The 22,539-nt window shown below is 73.9% G+C and carries 17 protein-coding genes, 1 pseudogene and 1 riboswitch; of the genes and pseudogenes, 15 read left to right on the top strand and 3 right to left on the bottom strand.

Annotation, left to right across the window (positions count from 1 at the left end):
• Nucleotides 1-27 precede the first annotated feature (27 nt).
• Nucleotides 28-759 (bottom strand): class II aldolase/adducin family protein, encoded by a 732-nt coding sequence (locus AQJ84_RS35565; protein ID WP_030040064.1) that lies wholly within the window; start codon nucleotides 757-759, stop codon nucleotides 28-30.
• A 126-nt stretch (nucleotides 760-885) separates the two neighbouring features.
• Here AQJ84_RS35565 and AQJ84_RS44515 point away from each other — a divergent pair.
• The 10 genes and pseudogenes from AQJ84_RS44515 to cobI all read left to right on the top strand — a co-directional run.
• Nucleotides 886-999 (top strand): annotated as a pseudogene (locus AQJ84_RS44515) (hydrolase); the annotation flags it as partial.
• 153 nt (nucleotides 1,000-1,152) lie between these two features.
• Complete coding sequence (locus AQJ84_RS35560) at nucleotides 1,153-2,394, top strand: inorganic phosphate transporter (protein WP_030040063.1); 1,242 nt, start codon at nucleotides 1,153-1,155, stop codon at nucleotides 2,392-2,394.
• A gap of 43 nt (nucleotides 2,395-2,437) precedes the next feature.
• Complete coding sequence (locus AQJ84_RS35555) at nucleotides 2,438-2,659, top strand: hypothetical protein (RefSeq protein WP_030040062.1); 222 nt, start codon at nucleotides 2,438-2,440, stop codon at nucleotides 2,657-2,659.
• 229 nt (nucleotides 2,660-2,888) lie between these two features.
• Nucleotides 2,889-3,028, top strand: a riboswitch (cobalamin riboswitch).
• A 101-nt stretch (nucleotides 3,029-3,129) separates the two neighbouring features.
• On the top strand, nucleotides 3,130-4,071 hold the full coding sequence (locus tag AQJ84_RS35550) for a cobalamin biosynthesis protein (protein WP_053191895.1): 942 nt from the start codon (nucleotides 3,130-3,132) through the stop codon (nucleotides 4,069-4,071).
• Nucleotides 4,068-5,579: a cobyric acid synthase gene (locus tag AQJ84_RS35545; protein WP_053191893.1), complete on the top strand. Its 1,512-nt coding sequence runs from the start codon at nucleotides 4,068-4,070 to the stop codon at nucleotides 5,577-5,579. Before AQJ84_RS35550 ends, AQJ84_RS35545 begins: the two co-directional genes overlap by 4 nt.
• Nucleotides 5,576-9,232 (top strand): cobaltochelatase subunit CobN, encoded by a 3,657-nt coding sequence (gene cobN, locus AQJ84_RS35540; RefSeq protein WP_030040059.1) that lies wholly within the window; start codon nucleotides 5,576-5,578, stop codon nucleotides 9,230-9,232. Before AQJ84_RS35545 ends, cobN begins: the two co-directional genes overlap by 4 nt.
• Nucleotides 9,229-11,241 carry a putative cobaltochelatase gene (locus AQJ84_RS35535; protein ID WP_053191891.1) on the top strand — a complete coding sequence of 671 codons (2,013 nt, stop codon included), beginning with the start codon at nucleotides 9,229-9,231 and terminating at the stop codon, nucleotides 11,239-11,241. The genes cobN and AQJ84_RS35535 overlap by 4 nt, the downstream gene beginning before the upstream one ends.
• Entirely contained in the window at nucleotides 11,241-11,840 is a 600-nt protein-coding gene (gene cobO / locus AQJ84_RS35530) for a cob(I)yrinic acid a,c-diamide adenosyltransferase (protein ID WP_030040058.1), read from the top strand. Before AQJ84_RS35535 ends, cobO begins: the two co-directional genes overlap by 1 nt.
• Nucleotides 11,837-13,276 (top strand): cobyrinate a,c-diamide synthase, encoded by a 1,440-nt coding sequence (locus tag AQJ84_RS35525; protein WP_030040057.1) that lies wholly within the window; start codon nucleotides 11,837-11,839, stop codon nucleotides 13,274-13,276. The genes cobO and AQJ84_RS35525 overlap by 4 nt, the downstream gene beginning before the upstream one ends.
• Entirely contained in the window at nucleotides 13,273-14,022 is a 750-nt protein-coding gene (gene cobI, locus AQJ84_RS35520; RefSeq protein WP_030040056.1) for a precorrin-2 C(20)-methyltransferase, read from the top strand. The genes AQJ84_RS35525 and cobI overlap by 4 nt, the downstream gene beginning before the upstream one ends.
• 17 nt (nucleotides 14,023-14,039) lie before the next feature.
• Here the strand turns inward: cobI and AQJ84_RS35515 are convergent, their stop codons facing one another.
• Nucleotides 14,040-14,768, bottom strand: a complete 729-nt coding sequence (locus AQJ84_RS35515; RefSeq protein WP_030040055.1) for a ZIP family metal transporter — start codon at nucleotides 14,766-14,768, stop codon at nucleotides 14,040-14,042.
• Nucleotides 14,769-14,907: 139 nt separating this feature from the next.
• Between AQJ84_RS35515 and cobM the strand changes: the two genes are divergently transcribed.
• From cobM to cobC, 5 genes are read left to right on the top strand one after another with little or no spacing between them, the layout of a single operon-like run.
• Nucleotides 14,908-15,726, top strand: coding sequence for a precorrin-4 C(11)-methyltransferase (gene cobM, locus AQJ84_RS35510; RefSeq protein ID WP_030040054.1), 819 nt, complete (start codon nucleotides 14,908-14,910; stop codon nucleotides 15,724-15,726).
• On the top strand, nucleotides 15,723-16,967 hold the full coding sequence (locus AQJ84_RS35505; protein ID WP_030040053.1) for a bifunctional cobalt-precorrin-7 (C(5))-methyltransferase/cobalt-precorrin-6B (C(15))-methyltransferase: 1,245 nt from the start codon (nucleotides 15,723-15,725) through the stop codon (nucleotides 16,965-16,967). The genes cobM and AQJ84_RS35505 overlap by 4 nt, the downstream gene beginning before the upstream one ends.
• Complete coding sequence (gene cobJ / locus AQJ84_RS35500) at nucleotides 16,964-18,655, top strand: precorrin-3B C(17)-methyltransferase (RefSeq protein ID WP_030040052.1); 1,692 nt, start codon at nucleotides 16,964-16,966, stop codon at nucleotides 18,653-18,655. The genes AQJ84_RS35505 and cobJ overlap by 4 nt, the downstream gene beginning before the upstream one ends.
• A 49-nt stretch (nucleotides 18,656-18,704) precedes the next feature.
• A complete protein-coding gene (locus tag AQJ84_RS35495) occupies nucleotides 18,705-19,625 on the top strand; it encodes a sirohydrochlorin chelatase (RefSeq protein WP_030040051.1) in 921 nt (306 codons plus the stop codon).
• On the top strand, nucleotides 19,615-20,676 hold the full coding sequence (gene cobC, locus AQJ84_RS35490; protein ID WP_053191889.1) for an Rv2231c family pyridoxal phosphate-dependent protein CobC: 1,062 nt from the start codon (nucleotides 19,615-19,617) through the stop codon (nucleotides 20,674-20,676). The genes AQJ84_RS35495 and cobC overlap by 11 nt, the downstream gene beginning before the upstream one ends.
• Here cobC and AQJ84_RS35485 read toward each other — a convergent pair.
• Nucleotides 20,624-22,528: a DUF2264 domain-containing protein gene (locus tag AQJ84_RS35485; protein ID WP_053191887.1), complete on the bottom strand. Its 1,905-nt coding sequence runs from the start codon at nucleotides 22,526-22,528 to the stop codon at nucleotides 20,624-20,626. The two genes, cobC and AQJ84_RS35485, sit on opposite strands and share 53 nt — an antisense overlap.
• Nucleotides 22,529-22,539 lie beyond the last annotated feature (11 nt).

Below are 22,539 nucleotides of genomic sequence, written 5' to 3'. Positions count from 1 at the left end.
CCGCGGCGCTCCGTCTCGGCCACCGCCTCAGCCCCGCTGCCCGTACCCCCGCAGCCGCTCCTCCGCCTCCGCCAGCTGCGCCTGGGACAGCAGCGTCGGGGACAGCCCCGGCACCGAGGAGGCCGTCAGCCACAGGCGGCACATCCACTCCAGCTGTGCCGTGCGGTCGTAGGCCTGGTCGAGGGTGCCGCCGTAGGTGAGGGTGCCGTGGTTCTGGAGGAGGCAGGCGGAGCGGCCGGCGAGGGCGCGGAGCATGTTCTCGGCCAACTCGTCGGTGCCGTACGTGGCATACGGGGCGACCCGGACCGGTCCGCCGAGCGTGCCGGTCACGTAGTGGATCGCCGGGAGTTCGGGGACGAGCGTGGAGACGGCCGTGGCGTGCACGGCGTGGGTGTGGACGACGGCGCCGGCGTCGGTCGCGCGGTAGACGGCCAGGTGCATCGGCAGTTCGCTGGTGGGCACGAGGGTGCCGAGCACCTGCCGGCCGTCGAGGTCGACGCCGGTGACGTCGTCCGGCGCGAGCCGGTCGTAGGGGACGCCCGACGGTGTGACCAGGACGGTGTCCTCGACGCGTACGGAGACGTTGCCTGAGGTGCCGACGACCAGTCCGTCGGCAACCGTGCGGCGGGCGGTCGCGACGAGCGCCTCCCACGCGTGCGCCTCCTCGGGGCGCACTCGCCTCCCCCGCGGCTCCCGCACCTGCCGTGCGCCCTCCCCGCCATCCCGCACGCCCCTGTCGTCCCGCTGCTCCTCAGCCATGCCGCGATCCTGTCAGGGGCGGCGCCGAACTGCCTCCGGGCAGGGGCACTTCAGGCCGGAACCGTCTCTCCCGAAAGGGCACATACGGGCATACGCGGGCCTCTTCGGTCTCGTTTGGCCGGGGATGGCTGGTCGTTCCGGACGATCTGGCAGTACGACAACGGCGGCAGCCTGCAGGGTGACCAGGATCTCTTCAACGGGTCCCTCGAGCAGCTGAGGAAGTTCGCCGGAAGCGGGTAGCCGTGCGGCGTCCGGGCCGCGCGGAGCGGACGGGGTGCGGCGGTGCGAGAACCATCGACACCGGACACCGTGCGGCCCTGCTCAGTTCATCTTCCGTTCACCCAGATTACCTACGTTCATATGGCCAATGACCTCGAACGATTGCCTGGGTAAATGGAAAACTTCTCGCTGATCCTCGCGATTGTGGTGGTAACCGCACTCGCGTTCGATTTCACGAACGGTTTCCACGACACCGCCAACGCGATGGCCACCACCATCTCGACCGGTGCACTCAAGCCCAAGGTCGCGGTGGCCATGTCCGCCGTGCTGAACCTTGTGGGCGCTTTCCTCTCCGTGGAGGTCGCCAACACGATCTCCAAGGGTCTCGTCGACGAGACCGGCATCCGTCCTGAGGTCATCTTCGCCGCCTTGGTCGGCGCGATCCTCTGGAACCTCCTGACCTGGCTGGTGGGTCTGCCCTCCAGTTCCTCGCACGCCCTGATGGGCGGCCTGATCGGCGCCACCATCGCCTCGGCCGGCGTCGGCGCGGTGCACGGTGACGTCCTGGTCACCAAGGTCCTCATCCCGGCGATCGCGGCCCCCCTGGTCGCGGGTCTGGCGGCGATGCTCGCCACCCGCCTGTCCTACTCCCTGGGCAAGAAGGCCGACGGCAAGGCCGCGGCCAAGGGCTACCGCACCGGCCAGATCGCCTCGGCCGGCCTGGTCTCCCTCGCGCACGGCACCAACGACGCCCAGAAGACGATGGGCATCATCACCCTCGCCCTGGTCGCCGGCGGCGCCGTCGCCCCCGACTCCGACCCGCCCATGTGGGTCATCCTCTCCGCGGGTATCGCGATCGCGCTCGGCACCTACCTCGGCGGCTGGCGCATCATCCGCACCATGGGCAAGGGCCTGACCGACCTCCAGCCGCAGCAGGGCTTCGCCGCCCAGACCAGCGCGGCCACGGTCATCCTGGCCTCCTCGCACCTCGGCTTCTCCCTCTCCACCACGCACTCCGTCTCCGGCTCGGTGATGGGCGCCGGCCTCGGCCGCAAGGGCGGCGTGGTCCGCTGGTCCACGGCGACGCGCATGTTCGTGGCGTGGGGCCTGACGCTTCCGGCGGCCGCCCTGGTCGGCGCGCTCGCGGAGTACGTGACCGGCTTCGGCGCCTGGGGCACCGGCCTCGTCGCGGTCTTCCTGGTCGGCTCCAGCGCCGCGATCTGGAAGATCTCCCGCCGCGAGGTCGTCGACCACACCAACGTCAACGACAGCGACGAGCCGGCCGGCGTGGTCACCACGGCGATCGCCGCCGTGACACCGCCGCCCGTGGGCCCGGTGACCGAGGACCTCACGGCCACGATCCCGGCCCCGGCCGCCGCGGACCCCGCGGCCTCGACGGCCACGACCACCGTCTGATCCCCGCCCCCCAGGCACCATCTCCCCTGAAGGAAGAACCGGCATGAAGATCGACTGGGCGGCCCTCGGATCCGTCTTCGGCGTCAGCCTCATCATCACCGTGGCCCTCGTGGCCCTCTTCACCCTCGGCATCGTCGGCCTCTCCCGCCAGGAGCGGGCGACGGCGCAGGGAGGCTCGGCGGGGCTGGCGGTCACCGGCGCGTACGCGTGCTTCGCGGCGTGCGCGGCCGCGGTGGCGTACGGGATCTATCTGATCGTGGCCTGACGGTCACGCAGACCGGGCGGGTGCGGGACCTCGTGTCCCGCCCCGCCCGGTCGCCGTTTCCGCGGAGGGCTCTCCTGGTCACCGCGGCGCACAGGGGCTTCGGCACGCCCCCGGAAAGCTCCCCCGCGCCCGCGAACTGCCCGCGCGGCACCCCCGACGAGCCGCCCGCCGGGTCGGCGGTGTGGGCCTCAGCACACTCCCCCGCCGCAGGTCAACAGCAAGTTGACGGCCCTTCCAACCCCGTGGTGGACTGCCCGAGCCATGTACGGCGGCAGGAGAGGAAGCCGGTGTGAATCCGGCGCGGTCCCGCCACTGTCACCGGGGTAGTAAGCCTCGGGAGCCAGGAACTCTCACCGCCGATCTCGTCGAACCAGGGCGTGGACACCCTGAGTGAGGACATATCGCCATGCGCGGCTGCCGTTCGAGGTTCATCACCAGCGCCCTGTCTGTGACAGCGGTCGGCTGACTCCATGCGTGCCGATCGCGTCTTCGCGTACGGCACCGCCGCCGGCCTTCTCGGCGACCTGCTGCTCGGCGATCCGCGCCGTGGGCATCCGGTCGCCGCGTTCGGACGGGCCGCGGGTGCCGTGGAACGGGTGCTGTGGCGGGACCACCGGGGGTGGGGCACGCTGCACGCCGTGGTGTGCGCCGGTGGCGCCGTGGCGCTCGGCGCCGTGGCCGCCCGTGCCGTCCGTCCGTCCGCTGCCGCTTCCCTCGCGCTGACCGGCGCCGCCACCTGGGCCGTGGTCGGCGGGACTTCACTCGCCCGGGAGGCCCGAACCGTGGGCCGGGCGCTTCAGGCGGGGGACGTCGACGCCGCTCGGGCCCGGCTGCCGCATCTGTGCGGGCGCGACCCGCAGGCTCTCGACGCCGACGGGATCGCCCGGGCGGTGGTCGAGTCCGTCGCCGAGAACACCTCCGACGCGGTGGTGGGGGCGCTGGTGTGGGGGGCCTTGGGCGGGGTGCCCGGGCTGCTCGGCTTCCGGGCCGTGAACACCCTCGACGCCATGGTCGGCCACAAGTCGCCCCGCTACCGCCGGTACGGCTGGGCCTCCGCTCGCCTCGACGACCTCGCCGGGTGGCCGGGGGCGCGACTCACCGCCGTACTGGCCGCGTTGGCCGGTCCGGACCCGCGGGGGGCCCTGCGGGCCTGGCGGGCCGACGCGGCGAAGCATCCCAGTCCCAACGCCGGGCCCGTGGAGGCCTCGTTCGCGGGGGCGCTGGGCGTGCGGCTCGGGGGGACGTTGTCGTACGGGGGGCGCGTCGAGCGCCGGCCCGTGCTCAACGGGCGGGGGCGCGCCGTCGCCACGTCCGACATCGAACGCGCCGTACGGCTTTCGCGGCGCGTCGGCTGGCTCACGCTCGGCGTCGGTGTCGCCGCGCGACTCGTGGTGAGGGGGCGTTCGTCATGACCGGTGGTGGGCTTCTGGTCGCCGGTACCACCTCCGACGCCGGCAAGAGCGTGGTGACCGCCGGGATCTGCCGGTGGCTGGTGCGACAGGGCGTCAGGGTGGCGCCGTTCAAGGCGCAGAACATGTCCCTCAACTCGTTCGTGACGAGGGAGGGGGCCGAGATCGGGCGGGCTCAGGCCATGCAGGCCCAGGCCTGCCGGGTCGAGCCGACCGCGGCGATGAACCCGGTGCTGCTGAAGCCGGGCGGTGAGCGCAGCAGTCAGGTCGTGCTGCTCGGCAAGCCGGTCGGGGAGATGAGTGCGCGGGGGTATCACGGAGGGCGGCAGCAGCAGCTGCTGGGGACCGTACTCGACTGCCTCGCCGAGTTGCGGGGCACGTATGACGCGGTGATCTGTGAGGGGGCCGGCAGCCCGGCCGAGATCAACCTTCGGCGGACCGACATCGTCAACATGGGGATAGCCCGCAACGCCGGGCTGCCCGTGCTCGTGGTCGGGGACATCGACCGCGGGGGTGTCTTCGCATCCTTCTTCGGGACGGTGGCGCTGCTGTCGCCCGAGGACCAGGCGCTCGTCGCCGGGTTCCTCGTCAACAAGTTCCGCGGGGACGTCAGCCTTCTGGAGCCCGGGCTCGACATGCTGCACGGGCTCACCGGACGGCACACGTACGGTGTGCTGCCCTTCCGGCACGGGCTCGGCATCGACGAGGAGGACGGGCTGCGGGTCTCCCTGCGGGGGACCGTCCGGGAGTCGAACGTGGCGCCGCCCGTCGGCGCGGACGTCCTGCGGATCGCCGTCTGCGCCGTCCCGCTGATGTCCAACTTCACCGACGTGGACGCGCTGGCCGCCGAGCCGGGTGTGGTCGTGCGGTTCGTGGACCGGCCGGAGGAGCTCGCGGACGCCGACCTCGTCGTCATCCCGGGGACACGGGGGACGGTGCGCGCCCTGGAGTGGCTGCGCGAGCGGGGGCTGGCCGAGGCCGTCGTCCGGCGGGTCGCCGAACAGCGGCCGGTACTCGGCATCTGCGGTGGCTTCCAGGTCCTCGGCGAGCACATCGAGGACGAGGTCGAGAGCCGTCGCGGGCACGTGGACGGGCTCGGTCTCCTGCCCGTGCGGGTGCGGTTCGCCAGGGAGAAGACCCTCACCCGGCCCGTCGGCGAGGCCCTCGGCGAACCCGTCGAGGGGTACGAGATCCATCACGGGGTCGCCGAAGTCGTCGGCGGAGAGCCCTTCCTGGACGGGTGCCGGGTCGGGCAGACCTGGGGCACCCACTGGCACGGCTCCCTGGAGTCGGACGGTTTCCGGCGGGCCTTTCTGCGCGAGGTGGCGGCCGCCGCGGGCCGCCGCTTCGTGCCGGCACCCGACACGTCGTTCGCCGGGCTGCGCGAGGAGCAGCTCGACCGGCTCGGCGACCTGATCGAACAGCACGCGGACACGGACGCGCTGTGGCGGCTCATCGAGTCCGGCGCGCCACAAGGACTGCCTTTCATTCCACCGGGAGCGCCCGCATGAGCACAGTGTTGTTGTTGTCGACCGCCGACACGGATCTGCTGGCGGCCCGGGCCGCTTCCGACGTCTCGTACCGGATCGGCAATCCGACCCGGGTCGACGTCGCCGAGGAGCTGCCGGGGCTCCTCGACGGCTCGGACATCGCCGTCGTACGGCTGCTCGGCGGCAAGCGCGCCTGGGAGGACGGGCTCGCCGCGCTGAAGGCCTCGGGCATCCCCACGGTGCTGCTCGGCGGGGAGTCGGTGCCCGACGCGGAGTTGATGGCCGAGTCGTCCGTGCCCGCCGGCGTGGTGGCCGAGGCGCTGCGATACCTCGTCGAGGGCGGGCCCGCCAACCTCACCGAGCTGGCACGGTTCCTGTCCGACACCGTGCTGCTGACGGGCGAGGGGTTCGTCGAGCCGCGGAAGATGCCCGAGTACGGCGTGCACGGGCAGCGGGTGCTCCAGGACGGCCGTCCCACCGTCGGCGTGCTCTTCTACCGGGCCCATCAGCTGAGCGGCAACACCGCCTTCGTGGACACGCTGTGCGACGCGATCGAGGCGAGGGGCGCCAACGCCCTGCCGGTGTACTGCGGTTCCCTGCGCGGCGCCGACGCCGGACTGTACGAGATCCTCGGGAAGGCCGACACCCTGGTCGCCACCGTCCTCGCCGCCGGCGGCGCCCACGCCTCGCAGGCGTCGGCCGGCGGTGACGAGGAGGCCTGGGACATCGGGGCGCTCGCCGACCTCGACGTGCCGGTGCTGCAGGGGCTGTGCCTCACCTCCTCGCGCGCCGCCTGGGACGAGTCCGACGCCGCCCTGTCCCCCATGGACGCGGCGATGCAGGTCGCCATCCCGGAGTTCGACGGGCGACTGATCACGGTGCCCTTCTCCTTCAAGGAGCAGGGCCCGGACGACGTCCCCGTGTACGTCGCCGACCCCGAGCGGGCCGCGCGGGTCGCGGGGATCGCCGTACGGCACGCCCGGCTGAGGCACAAGCCGAACCAGGACAAGAAACTCGCGCTGGTCTTCACCGCGTACCCGACCAAGCACTCCCGGGTCGGCAACGCGGTAGGGCTGGACACGCCCGCTTCTGCCGTCCGGGTGCTGGACGCGCTCCGGGACGCCGGGTACGTCGTCGAGGGGCACCCCGACGAGGGCGACGAGTTGATCCACCGGCTCATCAACGCCGGTGGCCACGACGTCGAATGGCTCACCGAGGAACAGCTCGCCGCCGCGCCCGCGCGCGTACCGCTGGCCGACTACCGGGCCTGGTTCGACAAGCTCGACCCGGATCTGCGGGAGGGCATGCTGGAGGCGTGGGGCGAGCCGCCGGGCTCCCTCTACGTCGACGGGGACGAGATCGTGCTCGCCTCGCTGCAGTTCGGGAACGTCGTCGTGATGATCCAGCCGCCGCGCGGCTTCGGCGAGAACCCGATCGCGATCTACCACGACCCGGACATGCCGCCCTCGCACCACTACATGGCGGCCTACCGATGGCTCGAGAACAGTTTCGGCGCCGACGCGATCGTCCACATGGGCAAGCACGGCACGATGGAGTGGCTGCCGGGCAAGGGACTGGGGCTCAGCGGGGGCTGCGCCCCCGACGCCGTCCTCGGTGAACTGCCCCTGATCTACCCCTTCATCGTCAACGACCCCGGCGAGGGCACCCAGGCCAAGCGGCGCGGGCACGCCACCGTCGTCGACCATCTGGTGCCGCCGATGGCGCGGGCCGACACCTACGGCGACCTGGCGAAGCTGGAGCAGCTGCTCGACGAGTACGCGCTCGTCTCCGACCTGGACCCGACGAAGGCGCCGGCCGTGCGCGCGCAGATCTGGACGCTGGTGAAGGCGGCCGAACTGCACCACGACCTGCACGTGGACGACCAGCCGGACGACGACGCCTTCGACGAGTTCGTCATGCACATCGACGGCTATCTGTGCGAGATCAAGGACGTGCAGATCCGCGACGGGCTGCACATCCTCGGCGGCGGTCCGGTCGGTGAGCCCCGGGTGAACCTCGTGCTCGCCGTGCTGCGGGCCTCGCAGGTGTGGGGCGGGCAGGCGAACGCGCTGCCCGGACTGCGGGCCTGTCTGGCCGCCCATTTCGGACTCGTCGAGAAGGAGCTGCTGGCCGAGCCCGGCGCGCCGCTGAAGGTGCCGGCTGAGCTGACGGACCTGGTGGACGGGCCGGCGCGCAGCGCGGCCGACGCCGTCGACCTCCTCGAACAGCTGTGCCGGCGGATCGCCGAGGGCATGGAGGAGCGGGGCTGGGCGACCGCCGAGAGCCGTGCGCTCGTCAGGGACGTCCTGGGCACCGAACTCCCCGAGGCCGTGGCCGTGTTGGAGTTCGCCTGCGACGAGGTCGTGCCCCGGCTGGCGCGGACCACCGACGAGATCGGCCACATCCTCAAGGCCCTCGACGGCGGTTACGTCCCGGCGGGCCCGTCGGGTTCGCCGACCCGCGGCCTGGTCAACGTGCTCCCGACCGGCCGCAACTTCTACTCCGTCGACCCCAAGGCCATTCCGTCCAGGCTGAGCTGGGAGGTCGGGCAGTCGCTGGCCGACTCGCTCGTGCAGCGGTACCTGGACGACACCGGCGCGTACCCGAAGTCCGTCGGCCTCACGGTGTGGGGCACGTCCGCGATGCGTACCCAGGGTGACGACATCGCCGAGATCCTGGCCCTGCTGGGCTGCCGTCCGGTGTGGGACGACGCCTCACGCCGGGTGACCGGCTTCGAGGTCGTGCCGCTCGCCGAACTCGGACGCCCCCGCATCGACGTCACGGTCCGTATCTCCGGGTTCTTCCGGGACGCGTTCCCGCACGTCGTCGGCCTGATCGACGACGCCGTGCGCGCGGTGGCCGAGCTGGAGGAGCCGGCCGAGCAGAACTTCGTGAAGGCGCACGCCGACGAGGACACCGCCGAGCACGGCGACCGGCGGCGTGCGACGGCCCGTATCTTCGGCTCCAAGCCGGGCGCGTACGGTGCCGGGCTGCTGCCGCTGATCGACGCGCGCAACTGGCGGTCGGACGCCGACCTCGCCGAGGTGTACGCGGTCTGGGGCGGCTACGCCTACGGGCGCGGGCTCGACGGGCGGGGCGCGCGCGGGGACATGGAGACCGCGTTCAAGCGGATCGCCGTGGCCGCCAAGAACGTCGACACCCGCGAGCACGACCTCGTCGACGCCGACGACTACTTCCAGTACCACGGCGGCATGGTCGCCATGGTGCGCCACCTCACCGGGGCCTCCCCCGAGGCGTACGTCGGTGACTCCGCCGTCCCCGACCAGGTGAAGACCCGCACGCTCGGCGAGGAGACGCACCGCGTGTTCCGTGCCCGGGTGGTCAACCCGCGCTGGATGGCGGCGATGCGGCGGCACGGCTACAAGGGCGCCTTCGAGATGGCGGCGACCGTCGACTACCTCTTCGGTTACGACGCCACGGCCGGGGTCGTGGACGACTGGATGTACGAGAAGCTCAGCGCGGAGTACGTCTTCGACCAGGAGAACCGGGACTTCATGAAGAAGTCCAACCCCTGGGCGCTGCGCGGCATCACGGAACGGCTGCTGGAGGCCGCGGACCGCGGGCTGTGGGCCGAGCCGGACGCCGACACGATCGAGCGGCTGCGGGCCACCTACCTGGAGCTGGAAGGCGACTTGGAGGGCGACGACAAGTGAGTACCCCGTTCCCGTTCACGGCCGTGGTCGGCCAGGACGACCTGCGTCTCGCGCTGCTGCTGAACGCCGTGTCCCCGGCGGTCGGCGGGGTGCTGGTGCGCGGCGAGAAGGGCACCGCCAAGTCGACGGCGGTACGGGCCCTTTCGGCGCTGTTGCCGCCGGTCCCCGTGGTGGCCGGCTGCCGGTTCTCCTGCGACCCCGCCAAGCCGGACGCGCAGTGCCCGGACGGACCGCACGAGCCGGGCGACGGGGTCGAACGGCCGGCGCGGATGGTCGAGCTCCCGGTCGGCGCCTCCGAGGACCGGCTGGTCGGCGCCCTCGACATCGAGCGGGCCCTGTCGGAGGGCGTGAAGGCCTTCGAGCCCGGTCTGCTCGCCGACGCCCACCGCGGGATCCTCTACGTCGACGAGGTCAACCTCCTGCACGACCACCTCGTCGACCTGCTGCTGGACGCGGCCGCGATGGGCGCTTCGTACGTCGAACGCGAGGGGGTCTCCGTACGGCACGCCTCGAAGTTCCTGCTCGTGGGGACCATGAACCCCGAAGAGGGCGAACTGCGGCCGCAGTTGCTGGACCGGTTCGGGCTGACCGTCGAGGTCGCGGCCTCGCGGGAGCCCGACCAGCGGGTGGAGGTGGTCCGGCGGCGGCTCGCGTACGACGACGACCCGGCCCGGTTCACGGCCCGTTGGGCGGACGAGGAAGCCGCGGTGCGTCGACGCGTCGTCGCGGCACGGGAGTTGCTGCCGTCGGTGCGGCTGGGCGACGGGGCGCTCCGGCAGATCGCGGCGACCTGTGCCGCCTTCGAGGTGGACGGCATGCGGGCCGACATCGTGATGGCGCGGACGGCGACCGCGCTGGCGGCGTGGGCCGGGCGGACCGAGGTGCTCGCGGAGGACGTCCGGCAGGCCGCGCTGCTCGCGCTGCCGCACCGGCGGCGCCGTAACCCCTTCGACGCGCCGGGACTCGACGAGGACAAGCTCGACGACACCCTCGAGGAGTTCGGCGGGTCCGAGGACGAGGACCCTGATCCCGGTCCCGACGGTCCCGACGGCTCAGGCGGCGGGCAGCCGCCCGCTGACGGGCCCGAGGGGGACGACACGGGCGCGCGGCCCGAGGCGGGCGAAGAGGGCGGCGAGAGCGGTGAGCAGCCGGCCGGGAGCGGTCCGGGTGAACAGCGGCCGGCGCCGGCCGCCGAGCCCTTCCGCACCAAGGTGCTGAGCGTGCCCGGGCTCGGTGAGGGCGCCGCGGGGCGGCGTTCACGGGCGCGGACCGAGCACGGGCGGACGACCGGGGCACGACGGCCCCGGGGTGCGCTGACCAAACTGCACCTGGCGGCGACCGTGCAGGCCGCGGCGCCGCATCAGCGGGCGCGGGGGCGCTCGGGGCGCGGTCTGGTCGTACGCCGTGACGATCTGCGGCAGGCGACGCGGGAGGGGCGCGAGGGAAACCTGGTGCTGTTCGTCGTCGACGCCTCCGGGTCCATGGCGGCCCGGCAGCGGATGGGCGCGGTGAAGGGCGCGGTGCTGTCGCTGCTGCTCGACGCCTACCAGCGGCGGGACAAGGTGGGGCTGCTGACGTTCCGGGGGTCAGCCGCCGAGGTGGCGTTGCCGCCGACCTCCTCCGTGGACGCCGCGGCGGCCCGGCTGGAGTCGTTGCCGACGGGTGGGCGCACGCCGCTCGCGGCGGGGCTGCTCAAGGCGCACGAGGTGCTGCGGGTGGAGCGGCTGCGGGACCCCGCGCGGCGGGCCCTGGTCGTGGTCGTGACCGACGGGCGGGCCACGGGCGGGCCGGAGCCGGTGGCGCTCGCCGGGCGGGCGGCCCGGCTGTTCGCGGCCGGCTCGGTCGCCTCGGTGGTCGTCGACTGCGAGTCGGGGCCCGTGCGGCTGGGGCTCGCCGGCCGGCTCGCGGATGAGCTGGACGGCACCGCGGTGACGTTGGACGAGTTGCGGGCGGACTCGATCGCCGGGCTGGTCAGGGAAGTTCAGGGGAACTCGAGGAGGGCCGCGTAATGCCGCAGGGGCAGCCGAGTGTCGTGCCGGAGGACGGCCTGACGACCCGTCAGCGTCGTAACCGGCCGCTGGTGGTCGTGCACACCGGGGTCGGGAAGGGCAAGTCCACCGCCGCCTTCGGGCTCGCGCTGCGGGCCTGGAACCAGGGATGGCCGATCGGGGTGTTCCAGTTCGTCAAGTCGGCCAAGTGGAAGGTCGGCGAGGAGAACGCGCTGCGGGTGCTGGGCGCCAGCGGCGAGGGCGGGTCCGTCGACTGGCACAAGATGGGCGAGGGCTGGTCCTGGGTCCAGCGCGACGATCAGCTGGACAACGAGGAGAAGGCCCGGGAGGGCTGGGCGCAGGTCAAGCGTGACCTGGCGGCCGAGACGTACAGGCTGTACGTGCTCGACGAGTTCGCGTACCCGATGCACTGGGGGTGGATCGACACCGACGAGGTCGTCTCCGTGCTGCGGGACCGGCCCGGGACCCAGCATGTCGTGATCACGGGGCGGAACGCGCCCCGGCAACTGGTGGACTTCGCGGACCTCGTCACCGACATGTCCAAGGTCAAGCATCCGATGGACGCCGGCCAGAAGGGGCAGAGGGGCATCGAGTGGTGACCGCTTCCGTCCCTCGGCTGGTCATCGCCGCGCCGGCCTCCGGCAACGGCAAGACCACCGTCGCCACGGGGCTGATGGCCGCGTTCGCCGCGCGGGGGCTCGCCGTGTCCCCGCACAAGGTCGGACCGGACTACATCGACCCCGGGTATCACGCGCTCGCCACCGGGCGGGCGGGGCGGAACCTCGACGCGTACCTGTGCGGGGCGGAACTGGTCGGGCCGTTGTTCGCGCACGGCGCGCGGGGCTGTGACATCGCCGTGGTCGAGGGCGTGATGGGGCTGTACGACGGGGCCGCCGGGGAGGGCGAACTGGCGTCGACGGCCCAGGTGGCGAAGCTGCTGCGGGCGCCGGTGGTGCTGGTGGTGGACGCGTCGTCGCAGTCCCGGTCGGTGGCGGCGCTGGTGCACGGGTTCGCTTCCTGGGACCCGGAGGTGCGGGTCGGGGGCGTGATCCTGAACAAGGTCGGGTCGGACCGGCACGAGGAGTTGCTGCGGGAGGCGCTGGACTCGGCGGGAGTGCCCGTGCTGGGGGTACTGCGGCGGGTGGCGCGGGTGGACACGCCGTCCCGGCATCTGGGGCTGGTGCCGGTCGCCGAGCGGCGGGCCGAGGCGGTGGAGGCCGTCGCGGCGATGGCCGCGCAGGTAGCCGCCGGGTGTGATCTGGAGGCGTTGACCGCGCTGGCGCGGAGTGCGGGCGCGTTGTCCTGTGCGGGGTGGGACGCGGGTGAGGCTCTGGCTTCTTCGCCCCCGCCGCCCCTTCCCGTCCCGTCCCCGGGGGCTGCCGCCCCCGGTCCCCCGCTTCGGCCCGAAAGGCCTCGCCCTCAAGCACCGGACGGGCTGAGAGTCGCGGTCGCCGGAGGAGCGGCCTTCACGTTCTCCTACGCCGAGCACGCCGAACTGCTCACCGCCGCCGGTGCCGAGGTCGTGGTGTTCGACCCCCTGCGGGACGAGCAACTGCCCGAGGGAACCGCCGGGTTGGTCATCGGAGGCGGGTTTCCCGAGGTGTACGCGTCCGAGCTGTCCGGCAACGAACTGCTGCGGAAGTCCGTCGCGGCCCTGGCCGAGAGTGGTGCTCCCGTCGCCGCCGAGTGTGCCGGGCTGCTGTATCTGTGCCGGGAGCTCGACGGGCAGCCCATGTGCGGGGTGCTGGACGCCTCCGCGCGGATGGGCGAGCGGCTGACGCTCGGGTACCGGGACGCGGTGGCCGTGAGTGACAGTGTGCTGGCCGCGGCCGGGACCCGGATGCGGGGCCACGAGTTCCACCGGACGGTCGTGGAGCCCGGGGCGGGGGCCGACCCCGCCTGGGGGATCCGGACCGGACAGCGGCGGGTCGAGGGTTTTGTACAGCGAGGTGTGCACGCGAGCTATCTGCACACGCACTGGGCGGCCCAGCCCGGTGTCGCCCGTAGGTTCGTGGAGAGGTGCCGGACGACATGAGCAGCAGACTGATCGGAGTCGGGGTCGGGCCCGGCGACCCCGAGCTGGTGACCGTCAAGGGCGTCAACGCTCTGCGCGCCGCCGAGGTCGTCGTCGTACCGGTGATGGCCGCGGCCGATGGAACCGATGTGGGTGAGCCGGGGCGGGCCGAGGCCACCGTGCTGCACTACGTGCCGCAGGAGAAGGTCGTCCGGGTCGTGTTCGCGCTCAACGAGCGCAGTGACCGGGCGCGCCGCGAGGCCGCCTGGGACGCGGCCGGAGAGCAGGTCGCGCGGTTGCTCAAGGCCCACGGCTCCGTCGCCTTCGCGACCATCGGCGACCCGAACGTCTACTCCACCTTCACCTATCTCGCGCAGACCGTCGGCGACTCGGTGCCGGGTGTCGTCGTCGAGACCGTGCCCGGGATCACCGCGATGCAGGACCTCGCGGCGCGTTCGGGGGCGGTGCTGACGGAGGGGACCGAGCCACTGACGCTGGTACCGGTCACCGCCGGGTCCGCCGTGCTCAAGGAGGCGCTGAACGGGCCCGGGACCGTCGTCGCCTACAAGTTCGGGCGGCAGGCCCGTGAGGTGGCCGAGGCGCTGCGCGAGACCGGACGGATCGACGACGCGGTGTGGGGGTCGGCGCTCGGTCTGCCGGAGGAGTCCATCCGGCCGGCCGGCGACCTCGACGGCGCTCCCCTGCCGTACCTCTCGACGCTCATCGCGCCCGCGCGTCGCGAGGGCGGGCGCGGCGGCAAACTGTGAACCCCGGGCCCGGGCGTTCACTCCGCGACGCCCACCACCAGCCAGATGAACGCCGCGCCCGCGATCGTGCACAGCACGGTCGAGCGCGCGGAGTGTTCGTGGTGGGCCTCGGGCAGGATCTCGGCCGCCGCGAGATAGAGCAGCGCACCGCCGAAGAGGCCGAGGTAGGCGCCGAGCAGGGGCTCCGGAATGGTGAACAGGAGCGTCGAGGCCGCGCCCACGACGGGGGCGACCGCGTCCGCGAACAGCATGGCCAGTGCCCTGCGGCGGGCGTTCCCGTACAGGCTCGTGATCGTGTACGTGTTGAAGCCGTCCGCGAAGTCGTGGGCGACGACGGCCAGCGCGACCGCCGCGCCCATGCCGCCGCCCACCTGGAAGGCCGCGCCGATGGCGACCCCGTCCATCGCGCTGTGCCCGACCATCGCGGACGCCGCCGTGAGACCCACCTCCGGGGCACGGCCGTCGTGTTCCTCGGCGCCGTGCGCGGCCTGGCGTACGGCCAGCAGACGTTCCACCAGATGGGCCATCAGGAACCCGGCCACGAAGAGCAGGAGCGCGGCCGGTACGCCGAACACCTCGGTGCCGGCCGCGTCCAGTGCCTCCGGCAGCAGGTCCAGGCCGACCACGCCCAGCATCAGGCCGCCGGCCAGGCCCAGCACGAGGTGGCGGCGGTCGGTCACCCGCAGTGCCGTCCAGCCGCCGGCCAGCGTCATCAGGAACGCGCCGAGCGCGACGATCACCGCCATGTGCTCTTGGTATCCGATCAAGCGCCCGTCACGCACCTCCGACGTCCGCGTCCGCCGTACACGTAAGCCGCAATACACGTAAGCCGCGGACCACGTGAGCCGCGGTACAGGTAAGCCCTTGAAGAGAGGACCGTTTCCCATGGCCGAAGCCCCCACCGGCAAGGTGACCTTCGTCGGTGCCGGCCCCGGCGCCGCCGATCTGCTGACGTTCCGTGCCGCGCGCGCCATCGCCGAGGCCGACGTCGTGATCTGGGCGGCCAGCCTGGTCCAGGCGGAGGTCCTCCAGCACGCGCGCGAGGGCGCGGAGATCCTCGACTCGGCGACGATGTCCCTGGAGGACGTCGTGGCCGTGTACGAGCGGGCCCTGACGGAGGGGCTGCGCGTGGCCCGTATCCACTCCGGCGACCCGGCCCTGTGGGGCGGTACGCAGGAGCAGCTCGACCGGTGTGCCCGGATCGGCATCGAGACCGAGGTGGTCCCGGGCGTGTCCGCGTTCTCCGCCGTCGCCGCGCTGGCCGGGCGCGAGCTGACCATCCCGGAGGTCGCGCAGTCCGTGGTGCTGACCCGGCTCGGCGGCGGGAAGACACCGATGCCGCCCGGCGAGGAGGTGCGGGAGTTCGCCAAGCACGGCACGACCATGGCGATCTTCCTGTCGGCCGCCCGCAGCGGGCAGCTCGTGCGGGAGCTGCTGGAGGGCGGCTACCCGACCGGCACGCCGGTCGTGGTGGCGTACCAGGCGACCTGGCCGGAGGAGCTGATCGTGCGGTGCACGATCGAGACGCTGGAGGAGACGGTCAAGGAGCACAAGCTCTGGAAGCACACGCTCTTCCTGGTCGGCCCGGCGCTCGGCGCCGAGGGCACCCGCTCGCACCTCTACCACCCCGGTCACTTCCACGGTTACCGCAAGGCCGACCCGGAGGCCCGCAGGGCCCTGCGCACCCGGGGTGCGAGCACGTGATCACGGTCGTCGGCACGGGAACGGGGGCGCCGCTTCCCGCCGACGCCACGGCCGCCGTGGCCGGGGCCCGGCTGGTCGTGGGCGGCCGCCGGCATCTGGCCGCCGCGCCGGTCCCGGCCGGCGCCGAGACGGTGGTTCTCGGCGCCCTGGCGCCCGCGCTGGACGTCGTCGAACGGCATCTGGACAAGGGGGACCCGGTGGTCGTGCTGGCCTCCGGGGATCCCGGGTTCTTCGGGATCGTGCGGGTGCTGGCCGAGCGGTTCGGGTCCGGGCGGCTCGACGTCCGGCCGGGGGTCTCCTCCGTCGCCGCGGCCTTCGCGCGGGCGGGGCTGCCGTGGGAGGACGCGGTGGTCGTCAGCGCGCACGGGCGTGATCTGCGGACGGCGGTCAACGCGTGCCGGGCGCGGCCCAAGGTGGCGGTGCTGACCGGCCCGGGGGCCGGGCCGGCCGAGCTCGGGGCGGCGCTCAGAGCCGAGGCGCGGACCCTGGTCGTCGCCTCCGCGCTGGGCTCCGTCGGCGAGCGCCTGGAACGGGTGACACCGGCCGAGGCCGCCGCCCGTGACTGGGGTACGGCGGTCAGCGTGGTGCTGTGCCTGGACGAGTCGCGGGCGCTCGGTGCCGTGCGCACGGTCGCCGGGCCGCCCGCCGGGCCCACCCGATGGGCCCTGGAGGAGGACGAGTTCACGCACCGGGACTCGATGATCACCAAGTTCGAGGTGCGTGCCCTGGCGCTGGCCCGGCTCGGGCCGCGGCTGGGCGACCTGGTGTGGGACGTCGGCGCGGGCTCCGGGTCGGTGGCCGTGGAGTGCGCGCGGTTCGGCGCCGCCGTCACGGCCGTCGAGAAGACCCTCGACGGGGTCGGGCGGATCCGTGCGAACGCCGCCGCGCACGGGGTCGACGTGCGGGTGGTGCACGGGGCGGCGCCGACCGTGCTGTCCGACCTCGACGATCCCGACGCCGTGTTCGTCGGCGGTGGGGGCCACGAACTGCCCGCCGTCGTCACGGCGTGCGCTCGGCGGGCCCGGCGGACCGTCGTCGTCGCCCTGGCCGCGCTCGACCGGGTGCCGGCCGTGCGGGCGGCGCTCACCGGTGCCGGCCTGGACTGCGACGGGGTGCTGCTGCAGTCGTCCCGGCTCGCGCCGCTGCCGGGTGACGTGACCCGGCTCGCGGCGACCAATCCAGTTTTCCTGCTGTGGGGCGTCCGGCCCCCGGCAGCCGCCGAAGAAGGAGTTGCTCAGTGATCGGCCTGATTTCCGCCACCGCGGCGGGGGCGGTTGCGCGGGACCGGCTGGCCACGGCGTGGCCGGACCGTACGCGTGTGTACGAGGGGCCCGTCGCAGACGCCGTGCGGGCCGCCTTCGCGGAGTGCGAGCAGCTCGTGTGCTTCCTGGCCACCGGGGCGGTGGTACGGCTGGTCGCGCCGCTGCTGGGCGACAAGGCGAGCGACCCGGGTGTGGTGTGCGTCGACGAGGGCGGCCGGTTCGCCGTGTCGCTGGTGGGCGGCCACGGCGGCGGGGCCAACGAACTCGCCCGCGAGGTGGGCGGGTTGCTGGACGCCCTGCCGGTGGTGACCACCGCGACGGACGCCGTGGGACTGCCGGGGCTCGACACCCTCGGGTTCCCGGTGGAGGGGGACGTGGCGGCGGTCTCGCGGGCCCTGCTCGACGACGAACCGGTGGCGCTTCGGGCGGAGTCGCCCTGGCCGCTGCCCGGGCTTCGGGTCACCGCCGAGGGGGCGTACTCGATCCGCCTCACGGATCGCCTCGTGGAACCGGCCGAGCGCGAGGTCGTCCTGCGGCCCCCGTCCCTCGTCGTGGGCGTCGGTGCCTCCAAGGGCGCGCCCGTGGACGAGGTGCTGGGGCTGGTGGAGGCAGCGGTGCGGGACGCCGGGCTGTCCGCGCGCAGCATCGCCGAGCTCGCCACCGTCGACGCCAAGGCCTCGGAGCCGGGCATCGTCGAGGCGGCCGAGCGGCTGGGCGTGCCCGTGGTCACCCACTCCGCCGAGGAGTTGGCCGCGGTCGAGGTGCCCAACCCCTCCGGCGCGCCGTTGGCCGCCGTGGGAACGCCCTCCGTCGCCGAGGCCGCCGCCCTGGTGGGTGGCGGTGAACTCCTCGTGCCCAAGCGGAAGTCGCAGCGCGCCGACGGGCTGCCCGCGATGGCGACCTGTGCCGTCGTACGGCGGCCCGCGCGCGGCCGGCTCGCGGTCGTCGGGCTCGGGCCCGGCGCCCGGGACCTGCTCACGCCGCGTGCGAAGGCGGAACTCCGGCGGGCCTCCGTGCTCGTCGGGCTCGACCAGTACGTCGACCAGATCCGTGATCTGCTGCGGCCCGGCACCCGGATCCTGGAGTCGGGGCTCGGGGCCGAGGAGGAGCGGGCGCGCACGGCCGTGGCCGAGGCGCGGAAGGGACAGGCCGTCGCGCTGATCGGCAGCGGCGACGCCGGCGTGTACGCCATGGCCTCCCCCGCGCTCGCCGAGGCGTCCGACGACATCGACGTGATCGGGGTGCCCGGCGTCACCGCCGCCCTCGCCGCCGCCGCGATCCTCGGTGCCCCGCTCGGCCACGACCACGTGTCGATCAGCCTCTCCGACCTGCACACGCCGTGGGAGGTCATCGAGCGGCGGGTGCGGGCGGCCGCCGAGGCGGACATCGTCGTGACGTTCTACAACCCGCGCAGCCGGGGCCGCGACTGGCAGCTCCCCAAGGCCCTCGCCATCCTCGCCGAGCACCGGACACCGGCCACGCCGGTCGGTGTCGTACGCAACGCGTCGCGGCCGGACGAGTCCGGGCGGCTGACCACGCTGGCCGCCCTGGACCCGGCGACCGTCGACATGATGACCGTCGTGACCGTGGGCAACACGGCGACCCGGGACATCGCGGGCCGCATGGTGACGCCGCGCGGCTACCGCTGGCAGGAGGAACCCCGGTGAACCGCGACGCCCGCCCGTACCACCCCACTTCGCATCCCAAGGAGACATCGTGACCACCCCGCCGCCCGCCCTGCTCATCGCCGGCCACGGCACCCGGGACGACGCCGGTGCCGAGGCGTTCCGTGACTTCGTCCGGGAGCTGGGGCGCCGCCACCCGGAACTGCCCGTCGCGGGCGGCTTCATCGAGCTGTCCCCGCCGCCGCTCGGCGACGCGGTCACCGAGCTGGTGGAGCGCGGCGTACGCCGTTTCGCCGCCGTCCCGCTGATGCTGGTGTCCGCCGGCCACGCCAAGGGCGACATCCCGGCGGCGCTGGCCCGCGAGAAGGAGCGGCACCCCGGGATCACCTACGCGTACGGCCGCCCGCTGGGCCCGCACCCGGCGCTGCTGTCCGTGCTGGAGCGGCGGCTGGACGAGGCGCTCGGCGGCGGCGCCCGCACGCCCGGCGACCGTGCCGACGTGACCGTGCTGCTGGTCGGGCGCGGCTCCACGGACCCGGACGCGAACGCCGAGGTCCTCAAGGCGGCGCGGCTGCTGTGGGAGGGCCGCGGCTACGCGGGCGTGGAGACGGCGTTCGTGTCGCTGGCCGCGCCCGACGTGCCGAGCGGACTGGACCGGTGCGTCCGGCTGGGCGCCGAGCGGATCGTCGTCCTGCCGTACTTCCTGTTCACGGGCATCCTGCCGGACCGGGTGCGGCAGCAGACCGAGGGCTGGGCGGCGGCCCACCCGGACGTCGAGGTGCACTCGGCGGACGTGATCGGTCCGGAGCCGGAGCTGCTCGACCTGGTGATGGAGCGGTATGCGGAGGCCGTCGAGGGCGATCTGCGGATGAACTGCGACTCGTGCGTGTACCGGATCGCGCTGCCCGGGTTCGAGGACAAGGTCGGGCTGCCGCAGCAGCCGCACTTCCACCCCGACGACGACGGTCACCACCACGGACACCACCACGGCGCCCACTCCCATGCGCACTGAGGGACACGACCTGCGGCACCACGGTGACGCCGAGGTGCGGGACGACGGGGCGGCGCTCACCGACCTCGCCGTGAACGTCCGCGCCCACACGCCCCCGGTGTGGCTGCGGGAGCGGATCGCCGTCTCGCTCGGCTCGCTGGCCGCGTACCCGGACGGGCGCTCCGCGCGGGCGGCGGTCGCGCAGCGGCACGGGCTCCCGGTGGAGCGGGTGCTGCTGACGGCGGGCGCCGCGGAGGCCTTCGTGCTGCTGGCGCGTGCCCTGAAGGTGCGTCGGCCGGTGGTCGTGCACCCGCAGTTCACGGAGCCGGAGGCGGCGCTGCGGGACGCGGGGCACTCCGTCGACAGGGTGCTGCTGCGGGAGGAGGACGGTTTCCGGCTGGACGCCGCGGCCGTCCCCGAGGACGCCGACCTGGTGGTGATCGGCAACCCGACGAACCCGACGTCGGTCCTGCACCCGGCCACTGCGATCACCGAACTGGCCCGTCCCGGGCGGACGCTGGTGGTGGACGAGGCGTTCATGGACGCGGTGCCGGGCGAGCGGGAGGCGCTGGCCGGGCGGACGGACGTGCCCGGCCTGGTGGTCCTGCGCAGCCTGACCAAGACCTGGGGACTGGCCGGGCTGCGCGTCGGCTACGTCCTCGCGGCCCCGGAGACCGTCGCGGACCTGGAGCGGGCCCAGCCCCTGTGGCCCGTCTCCACCCCCGCCCTCGCGGCGGCCGAGGCGTGCGTGTCGCCGCGCGCGCTGGCGGAGGCGGCCCACGCGGCGCACCGCGTCGCCGCCGACCGGGCCCATCTCGTCGCCGGTCTGGAGGAGTTCGCCTCGGACGGCCTGCGGGTGGCGGGGCCGGCCGAGGGGCCCTTCGTCCTGATGCGGCTGCCGCGTGCCGCCGCTGTCCGCGCCCACCTGCGCGACCTGGGGTTCGCGGTCCGGCGCGGGGACACCTTCCCCGGTCTGGGCGAGGAGTGGCTGCGGCTGGCGGTGCGGGACCGGGCGACGGTCAACTCCTTCCTTCAGGCGCTGGACCGGGCGGTGACGCTGGCCGGGGCGTGACACGGGGCACCCGTTCCCGGGTGCCGTCCGGGAAGCGGATCTCCACGGTGGCGTCGTCGTCGACCGACACGCTCACTCCCGTGGCCGGGGCGTGCACGCCGAGCGCGACGAGGGTGACCAGGAGGGGGCCGGCGCCCTCGAGGACGGGGGTCGCCGAGTGCCGTCCGCAGGCGTTGGCGTCCAGGGTGCGTACGACCGTCCCCGCGGCGTCGCCCCAGCCGTACAGGCCGACGATCGCGCTGGTCAGGCCGTCGCCGCGGCGGGCGAGTGCGCGGCCGGGGCCGGTCTGGGCGAGGGGCGGCGCGGTGTCGTCGGCCACCGCCCAGCCGCCCTCGCGCACCGGGGTGCCGGGCGGGGCGTCGACGCGGTGCACCCGCACCTCCCAGGGGCCGTGCACCACGCTGACGGTCTCGATGCCGGCGTCCTGCCGGGAGGCGGCGCGACGGCCGTCGGCGCCCATTGGACGGATGCGTCCGCGCGGCGACGGCGTCCCGTCGGGTGCGAGCAGGGCGATGTGGTTGTCGGGGCCCGTCGGGGTGTCCGGGGCGGTGGCGGTGGAGTAGGCGAGCTTGGCGTAGTGCGGGCTGTCCTCGTCACGCGCGGGCGGGGGCGGGAGCCGGTCGCTGCCGTGGTTGACGAGCCGTACGATCCCGTCGGCCGCGGTGGAGTGCAGCAGCCAGCCGGGGGCGGGCAGGGCGAGGGTGGTGTCGGTCAGGTCGACCGGGCCTGGCTCCTCGGTGGCCGTCCACACGGGGTGGTCGGCGGGCAGGAGGAGGCCTAGGAAGGCCTTGCTCGCCCAGTAAGGGGAGGCGGGGCCCGAGTAGCGCTGGGTGACGGGTCGGAAGGGCCCGTACCAGCCGAGGGTGAGCAGGCCCCGCTCGTCCGGGGCGCCTCGCTCGGCGAAGTGCCGCAGTGTGCCCGAGGCGAGGCGGCGGGTGCGGCCCGGCGGCAGCGGGGTGGCGTCGGCGAGGGCGCCCGCCCACAGCGGGGCGGTGGTCGCGAACCGGTAGGTGAGGGAGCGTCCCTGGTGGACGGGGGCGCCGTCGGAGCCGAAGAAGTGCTGGTGGGCGGAGAGGAACTGGCGCAGCCTCTCCCGCTGCCGGGTCACCGTGCCGGCGTCGGCGCGCGGGCCCGCGATCCGCTCCCACAGCACGGGGTACAGGTGCAGCGCCCAGGCGTTGTAGTAGTCGAACTTCCGGCCGTCGCCGTCGGTGTACCAGCCGCCGCCCCGGTACCAGTCGTCCAGCCGGGCGAGCCCGGCGTCGATCTCGCCGCGGTCGTGCGGGGCGCCGACGGAGGCCAGGAACTCCTCCGTGATGACCTGGAACAGACGCCAGTTGGAGTCGTTGACGTCGGCTCCGACGAAGCCGCCCAGCCAGTCGGCGACCTGGTGGCGCACGGTGTCGTCGAGGTGGTCCCACAGCCAGGGGCGGGACTCGTGCAGGGCGATGGCGACCGAGGCCGCCTCCACCATGGGCTGCGCCCGGTCGGTGATGGGCGGCCAGTGCTCCGGGTGGTGGCGGTCGGTGCCGGCGGCGAGTCCGGCGGCGTACCGCTCGATGAGGGCGGGTGCCACCTGTCCGCCCGAGCCGGCGATGCGGAAGGCGGCGAGCAGGAACGACCGCGCGAAGCCCTCCAGACCGTCGGACCAGGGCCCGGAGTGGCTGGCCGGTCCGGGCAGCCGGTACTGGGCGAGGCCCGGGGTCGCGTAGGGCAGCAGTCCGTCGAGGAGCCGGTCGGCGATCGCCTCCCAGTGGGCCCGGGTCCAGCCGGTCACCGGGGACAGGAGGTGGTCGGGGGGCGGGAGCAGACGCGTCGGGTCGCCGCAGAGCGACACATGCGAAGCGGTCATACGGGGGCGGT

Origin of the sequence: Streptomyces resistomycificus, assembly GCF_001514265.1 — a bacterium.
GTDB classification, from domain to species: domain Bacteria; phylum Actinomycetota; class Actinomycetes; order Streptomycetales; family Streptomycetaceae; genus Streptomyces; species Streptomyces resistomycificus.
Note: the sequence above shows the minus strand (reverse complement) of the source record. Positions and strands in the feature narration are given on the sequence as shown.

Coding starts and splice junctions, on each gene's coding strand:
- AQJ84_RS35565 (WP_030040064.1), bottom strand. CDS start 759: ATGGCTGAGGAGCAGCGGGACGACAGGGGCGTGCGGGATGGCGGGGAG.
- AQJ84_RS35560 (WP_030040063.1), top strand. CDS start 1,153: ATGGAAAACTTCTCGCTGATCCTCGCGATTGTGGTGGTAACCGCACTC.
- AQJ84_RS35555 (WP_030040062.1), top strand. CDS start 2,438: ATGAAGATCGACTGGGCGGCCCTCGGATCCGTCTTCGGCGTCAGCCTC.
- AQJ84_RS35550 (WP_053191895.1), top strand. CDS start 3,130: ATGCGTGCCGATCGCGTCTTCGCGTACGGCACCGCCGCCGGCCTTCTC.
- AQJ84_RS35545 (WP_053191893.1), top strand. CDS start 4,068: ATGACCGGTGGTGGGCTTCTGGTCGCCGGTACCACCTCCGACGCCGGC.
- cobN (WP_030040059.1), top strand. CDS start 5,576: ATGAGCACAGTGTTGTTGTTGTCGACCGCCGACACGGATCTGCTGGCG.
- cobO (WP_030040058.1), top strand. CDS start 11,241: ATGCCGCAGGGGCAGCCGAGTGTCGTGCCGGAGGACGGCCTGACGACC.
- cobI (WP_030040056.1), top strand. CDS start 13,273: ATGAGCAGCAGACTGATCGGAGTCGGGGTCGGGCCCGGCGACCCCGAG.
- AQJ84_RS35515 (WP_030040055.1), bottom strand. CDS start 14,768: ATGGCGGTGATCGTCGCGCTCGGCGCGTTCCTGATGACGCTGGCCGGC.
- cobM (WP_030040054.1), top strand. CDS start 14,908: ATGGCCGAAGCCCCCACCGGCAAGGTGACCTTCGTCGGTGCCGGCCCC.
- cobC (WP_053191889.1), top strand. CDS start 19,615: ATGCGCACTGAGGGACACGACCTGCGGCACCACGGTGACGCCGAGGTG.
- AQJ84_RS35485 (WP_053191887.1), bottom strand. CDS start 22,528: ATGACCGCTTCGCATGTGTCGCTCTGCGGCGACCCGACGCGTCTGCTC.